Origin of the sequence: Rhodococcus sp. EPR-134 (genome assembly GCF_001647205.1) — a bacterium.
In the GTDB taxonomy this organism is placed as follows: Bacteria; Actinomycetota; Actinomycetes; order Mycobacteriales; family Mycobacteriaceae; genus Rhodococcus_F; species Rhodococcus_F qingshengii.
Map to the genome: position 1 here is coordinate 1 of NZ_LVCT01000712.1, position 10,737 is coordinate 10,737.

Annotated in this window: 7 protein-coding genes and 1 pseudogene; 2 read left to right on the top strand and 6 right to left on the bottom strand. The window is 64.2% G+C overall.

Going from position 1 to position 10,737, the window contains the following annotated elements; all coding sequences use genetic code 11:
- Window positions 1–519 (bottom strand): annotated as a pseudogene (locus A2J01_RS30750) (Fe-S oxidoreductase); the annotation flags it as partial.
- A gap of 359 nt (window positions 520–878) precedes the next feature.
- Here A2J01_RS30750 and A2J01_RS30755 point away from each other — a divergent pair.
- Window positions 879–1,529 (top strand): glycine zipper family protein, encoded by a 651-nt coding sequence (locus A2J01_RS30755; protein WP_003943407.1) that lies wholly within the window; start codon window positions 879–881, stop codon window positions 1,527–1,529.
- Between the two features lie 79 nt (window positions 1,530–1,608).
- Here A2J01_RS30755 and A2J01_RS30760 read toward each other — a convergent pair whose 3' ends face one another.
- The 5 genes from A2J01_RS30760 to A2J01_RS30780 all read right to left on the bottom strand — a co-directional run bounded on the left by A2J01_RS30760 (window position 1,609) and on the right by A2J01_RS30780 (window position 10,121).
- Window positions 1,609–2,919 carry a S1 family peptidase gene (locus A2J01_RS30760; protein WP_054187117.1) on the bottom strand — a complete coding sequence of 437 codons (1,311 nt, stop codon included), beginning with the start codon at window positions 2,917–2,919 and terminating at the stop codon, window positions 1,609–1,611.
- Between the two features lie 224 nt (window positions 2,920–3,143).
- A complete protein-coding gene (locus A2J01_RS30765; RefSeq protein WP_054187118.1) occupies window positions 3,144–4,484 on the bottom strand; it encodes a S1 family peptidase in 1,341 nt (446 codons plus the stop codon).
- Window positions 4,485–4,593: 109 nt separating this feature from the next.
- Window positions 4,594–5,838, bottom strand: a complete 1,245-nt coding sequence (locus A2J01_RS30770) for a hypothetical protein (RefSeq protein ID WP_054187119.1) — start codon at window positions 5,836–5,838, stop codon at window positions 4,594–4,596.
- A gap of 111 nt (window positions 5,839–5,949) precedes the next feature.
- Complete coding sequence (locus A2J01_RS30775; RefSeq protein ID WP_064114246.1) at window positions 5,950–8,385, bottom strand: LuxR C-terminal-related transcriptional regulator; 2,436 nt, start codon at window positions 8,383–8,385, stop codon at window positions 5,950–5,952.
- 14 nt (window positions 8,386–8,399) lie between these two features.
- The gene (locus A2J01_RS30780; protein ID WP_054187121.1) at window positions 8,400–10,121 is read right to left on the bottom strand and encodes an Hsp70 family protein; all 1,722 of its coding nucleotides are present in this window, start codon (window positions 10,119–10,121) and stop codon (window positions 8,400–8,402) included.
- 335 nt (window positions 10,122–10,456) lie between these two features.
- On the opposite strand from A2J01_RS30780, the gene A2J01_RS30785 reads away from it, so the two are divergent.
- Window positions 10,457–10,737 (top strand): IniB N-terminal domain-containing protein (locus A2J01_RS30785; RefSeq protein WP_197494338.1); only part of this gene is annotated, 281 nt, incomplete at its 3' end.

Here is a 10,737-nt window from a genome sequence, read left to right on the forward strand (position 1 = left end):
CTTGACCATGATCATGCCCAGGCCCTCGAGCAGGACGATGCCTTCGATGACGTAGGCAGCCTTGAAGTTGGAGCCGCCGAAACGGGACAGGCGCGCGGGCAGACGCGGGTGGTTGAGCTGACGGATCACGATCAGCGTGGTGATACCGATGACGGTGCCCAGGCCGAGGATCTCGTCCCACAGGTGCCACGCCCACGTGTTACCGAAGATGGGCCAGTGGAACTCGGGGTTGAACGTCTGGCCGTAGGCCTCGAACCACAGCAGGAACCCACCGAGGAAGCCGACCATGACGAGCCAGTGGGCCCAGCCGACGCTGCGGAACTTGTTCATGCGCGTGTGCGCGATGAACTCGATGATCATCTGCTTGAAGCGAGGGAAGAACGGGCGCCATCGATCGGGTGCCGACTGGCCGATGCGCACGGTGTTGAACATCCTCAGCGCGCCTGAGAGGAAGATGTACCAACACACCAAGCTCAGCAGAGCACCAATCGTGCCCAACGTAATCGTCAGGGCATTCATGTCGCGGCCTTTCGTTTCAGGGCGACGCGTCGGCCACCTCGGGACAGCCCACTGATACTAACCTGCGTTATGTTACCCGCCAGTAACTAGCATTACCAGCCTGTAGGTACCGGCTGGTAACCGCTCGTGGCCTGGAGAGATCAATCTTCTGCGTCGGACGGGCTGGGCCAGACGCAGACATGTCTGGTCGTCACGTTAGGCGGTGCCCGTCAGGTGTCCATCTGTCAGGCAGCCCTAACTCGGGTTCCGAGCAGGTGAGAACAACCGACCGGCTGTTATCGTTACGCCCGTCACGCACAGGGGAAACGGGTGGTGTGAGTCATCGACTGACGCCCGCCCGATCCCGGGGAGGATCAAAAATGTTCATTCGAAAAGCTGCGGCCGTCGCAGCGATGACCATTGCCGCTACGGGCATCGCTGCAGGTACTTCTTACGCAGCTCCGGAGACGTCACCCGACGTTTCGTACACCGCCGAGGTCGTCGACCAGGCCGTTGTCACCACCATCGACGCCGGAGCATTCCGGGTCTCGGGCGACGGAACTCACGTCGACTTGCAGAACAGCCAGGGCGCAACTCTCGTGAGTCTTCCGCTCGCGTTCAACCTCGGCGACGTTCAGTTCCCGTTCGACGAGACCGTCAGTGAGGACGGCAAGACCCTCACCCTCAAGCCGAACCTGGACCCGGCCAGCTCCAAGCCGAAGCCGGTCGCTGCCGAGTTCACCCCGGTTGCTTCGCCTGACGAGGATCAGAAGGCAATCGAGAAGTTCCAGTCACAGCTCGGGCTTGCCACGCAGATCGGTAGCCTCACCGGCACGATCGTCGGGGCGGTCATCGGTTGCATCGTGGGTCTGCCCGGCCTGGTCGTCGGCTGCCTGCCCGGCATGGTCACAGGGGCCGGTATCGGTGGAGTCGCCGGTACCATCCTCGCCGGCGGCGGAACTGCCGTCGTCGCGGGCTTGGACCTGATCAAGGTTCTGAACGCTCCGGCTGGAACAACTCTCTTCCAGTAGAACGTCACGAACGCCGAAACGGGCGCCACACCTTCAGAAGGTGTGGCGCCCGTTTTGCTGTCTCGAGGAATGCGTGTGATCAGTAGTCGCGAACCTTCAGGCCTGGGTTGGCGGCGAGGATGTCGTTGATCGGCGTCGCGTACTGGGTCGGGGCTTCTTGCCCGAACAGTGTCTCTGCCTGAGCGATCTCGCACAGGGGAGAGGTGGCGACGTTGGACGCACTCGTGATGCCCACTGCCAACGTTCCGGAGACGATCGGGCCACCGCTGTCACCCTGCAGGACGCAGATGTTGGTGGTGAAGCCGTTGTCGAGGGTGTGATCCAAAACCTTTGCGACGCGGTTGACGCCAGTGACGACGCCGCAGCTGAAGCCTGTGGTCGATCCTGCCTTGCAGACCGGGGCGCCCACGACAGGATCGGCGGTACCGGTGATGTTGACCGAGCGGTTGAACGGGACCCGCACGCTGTTGTTCTCGAAGCGGTACTTCGCGTTGTCGTCGATGTTGATGATCGAGTAGTCGCGCCCGTCGAAGCTGCTCTTGGCGAAGTACCCGACGCGGGGCCCGGTCTGGTTGTTCACCATCGGGAAGACCTGGCTGGAGTTCGAGGTGCCGGCAGCGGCGCGATTGGGATCACAGTGACCGGCGCTGATGTTGACCGTGCGCCCTGAACCGTCGGTGCCGTTGAAGCCGAACGAACAACGCAGTCCAGTGTTACCGGAGGTTGCGCCGAAGGCGTCTCCGCCCAGTGCGGCGTCGCCGGTTGCGGATCCGGTTGCGGGGATGAGGTCCGCGACGATCGGGGGAACCAGTAGCGGAGCAGCGGTATGGACGACGGTCCGCTTCAGGAACTCAGGCAATTCGATGCCGGCGGCAGGATCGGCGGTGAGGGCGACTCCGTTGCCGACGACGTCGACGGCAATGCCACGCACGAGGTCTGCGACCTCGGCAGGCTGCGAATCGAGCCAGGTGTTGAGTGCCGAGAGTTGACCTTGCAGAGCCTGCTCGCTCTGCGCGACGTCCTTGACCTCGAAACCGGCCTTCTCGGCGGCCTCGCGGGCAGCATCCTTGTCGCGACCGTCAGCGAGAGCGACGATGCCCTTGCCGAGGTCGTCGAGCCACACTCCGGCAAAAGAGTCGGGAAACTGGACGCGCGCGATGGCGGCGAACTCCGCGAGCTTCTGCGCGAGTTCGGAACGCGAGACGAACTGGTCGGGCGTCAGCGCCAAGTCGTGCTGTAGGGCTTCGGCGAGTTCGACGGGCAGATGGGCTGCCTGATCGGATACCCCGGATTCGTTCGGTTCTGCGTTCGCGACCGCGGTAATCGGTCCGAGGAGCAGCAGCGCGGCCGAACCGAACACTGCGGCGCGACGTGCGATGGAGCTTCGCATGTGGGCCTTTCCACTTCGTTGACCGCGTACCACCCCCTGGGAGCACACGGATACGGCTCACGGACTTGTGGTGAGCCGATCACAGTCGACCATGACTATATGGGTTCGAACGCGCTATTCCCACCCGTTACATGAGCAGACAGCGCTGACCCCGACCGACAACAGCACTGTGCCCGCCGATCGCGAAACGGATCGGCGGGCACAGTGCGTGAATCAGTGGTTGGTCAACCTGCAGTGCGGACGCGGATTCCGGCACCGACACCGCCACCGGAAGCGCGATCTGCCGCGTCGAGGATGTCTCCGACCGGAATACCCAGATTCGAGGTTCCACCGGAGGTCGCCAGTACCAGGTTCGCTTCGTTGCAACTGGGTGCTCCGCTGCTGTTGGAGCCGCTGGTGATGCCCAGAGCCAAGGTTCCGGAGACGATGGCGCCGCCACTGTCCCCGGCGAGGGTGCACGCGGTGCCGGCGAATCCGCGAACGGTTCGTGAATCACCGTCCGCCATGACCAGTTGAGTTTCGACGCGATCGGCTGCCACGACACCACAGGTGAAGGACGACGTCTGGCCGGACTTGCAGATGGGAGCGCCGATCACGGGACGTGCCGTTCCGGTGATCGCGAGGGTGGTCCCGTTGGCACCGCGGACGGCAGCACGGTCGAGGCCCGCGTCGATGCCGGACTGGTCGAACTTGATGACCGAGTAATCGAGATCGCCGGCGTTGTTGCCGACGGAAGACTGTGAGAATGCTCCGATCAACTGACTGTCGTCGACGTTCGCGTGATTCGGCAGGTAGACGGGCGACTTCGAACCCTCGGCCGGATTGCAGTGTCCGGCACTGATATTGAGAGCATTGTTCTGATCGTCGACGGCGTTGAACCCGAACGAGCAGACCGAGATGTTCTCGGTCGGTGTCTCGCGAATGGGGCCTGTCGACGTGATGTAGGTGTCGCCGCCGAGTGCTCCGGGATCAACCGATCCGCCACCGTCCGGGCTGAGAACGATCTTGGTGTTCTCGAGCAGGGTCGGAAGATTGAGCGCCTGCCCGACGGGGCTGTTCGCGACGTCGATGACGACCTGGTTGTTCAGGACGTCGATAGTCGCCGAATTGACTGCGCGTGAGATTTCCTTGGGCAGCCCGGCAATCCATCCGTTGACGTCGGCCAGCGTCTTCTCGAGGGTGTCGGCGGAGACGGGGGCGACGTGCGTGCGGTAACCGTCGTCGGCCGCGATGCGTGCAGCTTCGGTGGTGGTGACGGCTACGACGGGTTGACCGTCGAGTCCCATCCACGAGCCGGCGTAGTCGCCAGGGCGCTCGGACTTGAATTCCTGGGCGTATGCACCGAGTTCCTGAGCTTTGGCAGCGCGGTCCAGATACTCCTGTGGGGAGATCTTCAGATCGCGTGTGATCGCCTCGATCAGCTCAGCCGGAAGCTGATCTGCCCCGAGCTGTTCGACATGCGTGTCGGAGGCGGGCTCTGCCGATGCCGTCGTGGTGAATGGAGCTGCGAGCAGTAGTGCCGAGGCGCCGACCACAGCGGTGCGGATCGCCAACGAGTTACGCATGAAATCCCTTCAAGTCCCCGGCACCGAGCCGGTAGGTACCGCACCCACCATAGGGGAAAAGTTTCGACGAGGAATATGTGCCTGTTGTCGGCAAGTCGAATTATTCTGTCTAACTTGGCATTCCGGGTCTCGGGGCCAATGGCATGACGGGCATGTCGGGATTCGGAACCACCGGATCGGTTGTGTCGGTCGGGTTGGACGGCTGCGTCGGCGTTGTCTGTGTATCAGTGGGGGCGGTCACGGCGGGAGTGTCCGGGGTATCCGGATCGACCGGATCCAGCGGTCCGACGACCGGCGGCAGGTTCTCGATCCGAAGGGGATCGATCTGGATGGTGATCGGCGATCCCTGTTGCGCGGGGACGTTCGCCGTAGTGGATTTCTCTGTACCGGTGCCCGGACTCACCGGAATGGGCTGGGATTCGGATGAGGTCGATTCCGCTTCGGATGCCCACGACTGCGCCGTCGGCTGCGCGCCGAGAGCGGGTACTTCCGGTGGGGGTGAGGTCGCTGATTGCGTGCCTGTCCCGGATGAACTCGTCGAGGTGGCAGCTGTGTCCGTCCCTGGGGGCAGGGGAGATTGTGCGTCGAGAATCCTGGGTGCTGAAATGGTCGGAGTGTGTCCGATGATGACCGCGGCCGCGCAACCCGACACCGTCAGAAAGACTGCGGCGGCTGCTGCGGCGATGATCGGTCGGCGCTCCGACCGCCACTGGCGATTCAGCCAACCGTCGATGCTCGGTTCTTTCGTGACCGGTGCCTCCACGCCGGATTCCGGCTCCGGTTCGATCAGAACGAACGGCGGAAACTCTTCGGGGGTGTCCTCTGGCTCGGCAAAATCGGTTGGCTGGGGTTCGGGACAGGTAGAGGTGATCGAGAAGGCCAACGCTGCGGCTCCGCGAGCAGCACGGTCGTCGGCGTGCGGATCCGCGAGCCAAGCTGCAGAGGCTTCATCTTCTGAAATCAGTTCGACGCCGTCGAGATTCATGCTGTCGAGTGCGCCGCGCAGTGCGTCGACGGAATCGCTCGACCAACCCGCGGGGATCACCGCAGAGATGTTCAGGTTCTGATCGGTGAGTGTTCGGACTTCCTTGACCAGGCAATACATTGCTGTCGCTACCAGTTCCTCCCCTCGCGTCATGTGCTCGGAGAAGTTGTCGGTATCGTCGGTGCCGACCCTGTCGAGGAACCCGCGCAACCCGGTGGACCCCGCCGCGGTTCCGCCTAGCTGCACGGTGCCGTCGGGGGCGTGGTGCAGAACCGATTCGCGTTCGAGGGTCACCAGCTCCGAGTCAGGTCTCGCGATCGCAGCAATGCTTCGTTTGTTGCCGACGGCGAGTCCGACTCCCCACTTCATAGCGATCCCCGTTTCACAGTTACCGAACTTTGCTCGGCAGGCATGTCCTGATTCCTGCGAAAACTATCACTTAAACGGATATACGCAACCCTCTGGACAATATGCAGCTAACTACTTGTTCGGCGGTGTCATGCTGCGAAGGATGGTGAGCAGTTCCGAACGAGACTGCGCCCCGACGCGCCGCTTGATCCGTGCGACATGGTGCTCGACGGTTTTAGCGGAGATGTAGAGGCGTTCGCCGATTTCCCGATACGTCAGTCCGACGACGACGAGTTCGGCAACTTCTTGTTCGCGCTCGGTCAACACCGACGGTGGCGCCGCACTTGTGGCGGTATCGGTTGCACTTGTCTCGGCCGTCGACGTTGTGCGTAGCGAGCGCGCAACGTGGAGCAGTGCCGTGGCCGATTTGGTGTCCGGGGTGCGCAGCGCTGCTTCGCCGGCGAGGCGAGCGGCGTCCCACGGGAGTCCGATCCGACTGAGCGTTCGTGCGGCGGCTTCGACACCGTCTGCGTCGACGTTGCCTTGCATCAGTAGGAGCCACTGGCGTCCGGCGATCGCCAAACCGGCTGCGTAAGTGTGAGTTTTGGCTGATTCGGCGAGTGTATGGGCGTGTGGGAGGAGATCGGCCGGCGACTGCGAGAGGATCGACGCCTGGACGCCGTACCAATGCAGCGGCGACGACCACAGCGGCGGCTCGCCGAGCGCGCGGAGGAGTGAGCGCGCGTCGTCGACGAGATGCTCGACCTGCTCGGTCTCCTCGAGCCGTACTGCCGCAAGCCACAGTTCGCCGATGGGAAGCAGATTGAACAGATCAACGCTGCAGGACGAGAGGGTGCCTGCCGCGCCCGACCAAGCTCGACGCAGCTGGGCGAGATCGCCGGAACGCCGAGCGAGACCCACGATCAGAGCATGCAGAAACAGTGCGTCACGCTCACGGAGGGGGCCGCGGACTACCTCCTGCGGTAGGTCTTCGAGAATCGTGTCCTGCCCGCGGACCATCGCGATCCAGGCGCCGAGAAGGTGAAGTCGCGCCCACGTGTGGCTGCTTGCGTCGTCGGCGGCGATCGCGGACGTGACGACAGCGGCGGCCCGTTCATGGGCGCCGTTGTGCAGGAGTGCGAGAGCTACCAGCGCCGGGGCGGAATCAGGCTGGAATTCAGATGTGTCGGCTCCGCCGGGGAGCGAGAGTGCGCGCGACATCGTGTTGAGCGCACTCGGTGCGCTCCCGGTGACCGATTGCATCAGTCCGTTGGCCAGTGTGGTAGCGCCGACCGTCGAGCTCGACGGTGATCCGGTGTGTCCGGTGAGCGCCGCGTTCGCGTCATCGACCTTGCCGATGCCGAGGAAAGTGATTGCGGCGAAGGGGGATTCGTTTCCGGTGCGCCCTGGCCCCAGCCAGGTGTAGAGATCTGCAGCGGCGCCGAGTTGGCCGCATGCTGCGGACGAAGCTGCGCGGATTCGCACCGCCGCAGCCAATCTCGCGTCGTCGAGATCGGGTGCGGCGATGACGGAATCGGCCAGACGGCAGGCAGTGTCGAGGTCACCACTGCGAGCCGAGACCTGGGCGTACAGCAGCGTGTCGGCCACGCCGAGAGGCTCGATCGAATTCACGCGGCGAAAGAGATCTGCCGCGACCGCCGGCGTGCTCGCCTCGACGGCGTCTCGTAGTACACCCGTGAGATCGCGGTGGCGGATTCCGGAGTCGAAAAGTCTTCGTGCTGTGTCGATATCGAGGGTTCTCGTGTGTGCGCGTGATGCGACGATTCTGATCAGCTCGCTGCGGATACGCCCGGTGCTCGTCGACTCGGCGAGCACGCTCGCGACGAGTGGTGATCGCGAACCGAACAGTCCGGTCGCCAGTGCCCGGTCGAATGCAGCTGTGAGGCTGAACTTCTCCTGTCCCAGATCGAGCTCGAAGGCGTCGATGTCCGGGACGGCGAGTGAAACTTCGAGGATCTCGCGCTCGATCGGATGCAGAGCGGTGACCTGGTGGAGGATGTGTGTGCGTATGGCGTTCGGCATTTCCAGGCGGCCTGCCGAGGCGGCGGCGAAGTACGCTTCGATCGCCCCGAAGGAACCACCGGACAGATGCTCGAGCGCCACCACGGCGCGGTCGTCGAGCGGGACTCTTCGCTCGGCCGCGATCTTCCGAATATCGTTTCGGTTCAACGGGTTCAGATGCAACACGGTGCCGAAACTCGAGATGTTCGAGTAGATCGGTGCGAGTGGTGGATCGATCCGATCGGAGGCTACGACAACTCCGAGGTCGTCACGTTGGACAAGCTCTTTCAGGGCACGGATTTCATCGGAGGTCAGAGCTTGCGCGTCCGCGATCACCACAATCGCGTCGGCGGGGACGTCATGCGTGACTGCGGTGACCACGGGCTTGTCACCCGATTCGATTCGCTTCCGTACAACCCTCGTCACTTGGGGCCGAGCGCTGGCATCGGTCCCGGTGACGAATAGGCGCAGTGGCGATGCAGTCAGGTCGACGTCGCGCAAAAGTCCTGCGATGAACGACGATTCGGTGCCGTTGTCACGGTTCATCGAAAGACCGCCGGTCAGCGGATCGGTGCGGTGACGCCGCCGACGACACCACCGACCACGTTTCCGACACCACCGACGACGTTACCGAGACCTCCGACCACGCCGCCGACTCCGTTGCCGACACCGTCGACCAGACCGCCGACTCCGTTTCCGATGCCGGTCGCAGCGTCACCGACACCGGTCCCGACGCCGGCTCCAGGCGCGGGTGCTGGTGCCGGGGCGGGAGCAGGTGCGGGCGCCGGGGCGCCGGGTGCGGCAGGTGCAGGCGCCGACGGAGCGGTCTCGCCCGGTGCGGGCGAGGATCCCGCCGGTGCGCCGGCAACCGGAACTGCCCCCGGCGCCGTCGTCGAGCCGCCTGCGGCAGCAGGAGAACCGGGCTGATTGCTTTGAGTGCCGTTGTTCGCAGTCGTGGATCCGGTGCCTGCCGCTTCCGCTGCCGTGGTGCTGCCGGGAGTAGAGCCCGCGGTGGTCGAAGCGGTCGAGGAGGTGGACTCGCTGGTGGTGTTCGCCGAACTGGACGGAACGTTGATCTTGTCCATGGCAGTTCCGATTCCGAGCCCGCCTGCGGCGAGCACGATGAATGCTCCCACCACTGCAGCAACGACGCCGACCCTCGACGAGCGTCGAGTCGCCGTGTTCTCTTCTTCGGTCGGCTCGGCAAGCAACGGAGTGGAGAAGGCGGGAACTGGTGCGGGCTTGCGAGACGGCTCGGCGGGAATCACTGCAGTGGCGGCGGCCGGTACTTGCGAGTCTCTGGCGTCGAGTGCGAGGGCCGCGGCGCCGGACGCCGCGCACGACGCTGGATCGGCGTCGGCGATCACCGGGACACGAAGCTCCGCGGACAGTAGTTCGGCGACAAGGGGAATGGACGAGCTTCCGCCGGCCAGGACAACCTGATTGACGTCACTGGACTCGACGCCGGCAGATCGCAGGCTTTCGCGAACCAATGCCACCGATTCGGTGAGGGCGGGCCGGATCAGATCTTCGAGTTCGGAACGAACGAGTCGAACGTCGCTGACGGCACCGGGAAGCGCCACGCGGGCAACGGTTTCCGTCTCGGTGGAAAGTTCCTCCTTGGCTGCGCGGGCATGCTCGCGCAGAGTTTCCAGCGCTGCAATCGTCTCGGGTGCAAAGGGATCAAGGGTTGCGAACTGGTCGGAAACCGCATCGAGCAGGTGAACGGTGACGAGGTGATCGAATTCGTCGCCGCCGATGTCCTCGCTGCGCAGCGGCTTACCGAAGATCTCGCTTCGTCCGTCGGTCGTGGACATCATCGTGACGTCGAGCGAGCGAGCACCGAGGTCGTAGACGACGGTCAGACCGTCGCTGACGACAGTTCCGGAAGCGGCGAGCCACGCCATGACGGCTGCGGGTTCGGCGACGAGAGTCGCCCCGTGAATTCCGACGTCGTCCAGAGCGGACTCCATGGTGCGTGCCGTGTGGCGGTTCCACCCCACCGGGTGAGCCAGGACGACAGTTGGCCCTTCGTTACCGCCTGCCTGGTCTACCAGTGCGCCGACCGCTGTCGCCGCGAGAGCCTCGCCGCGGTACTCGGTACCGTCGGCGGCAAGTATCGGAATCGGGTCTCCGACGCGCTCGACAAATCCGGTGATGACGGATCCGTCGTCCAATTGCAGCGCACTGGGTAAGCGGACCTGTTGCGTTTCACCGGTCGAGCCGTCGGTGACAGCTACGAGAGTGGCCGAACCGATGCTGATGCCGAGCCCTGCCGCCATGAACGAACTCCCCTGGTCGTGGGCGACAGAAGGACTGTCGCGGTTGTCTGCGATGTCGGTGTCAGGACCTAGATCGTTACCGGATCGGAGGCGTCGCGACGAAGTAGGGGACCGATCCCCTAATCGGGGCAAATCCCCTATTCCGACCGGGCGTAGCCCAATGGGGGGCTTCCCCACCTGTCCCTGGAGAAGAGGGGGGTGCTCCCCGTTGGCCCCAGTCGCAAAAGTTCTTAGCGTTGATTCCACTCGCTACCTCTGGCAGCGCACCAGTTTCCGGACCACCGGCAACTACCCACCGGCAACAACCCGGTCAACGAACTTCAGGAGAACCCGCCATGGCAACGAACGCCGTACTCGAATTCATCCTCGGGCTACTTCGTGACGACGAGGCAGCTGCCAACTACTGCGCCAACCCGACCGCGGCACTCGATGCTGCCGGTCTGTGCGACGTCAGCCCCGCCGACATCGTCGCGGTCGCTCCGCTGGTCGCCGAGTCCGGACTCTTTGCCGGTGGTGGCGCCGACCTGTCCGCGATCGTCAACGCCGGTGCGTCCGCTGCCGGTGCAATCGGCGGCGGTCTCGGACTCGGTGGTGGACTCACCGGTGGTCTCGGTGG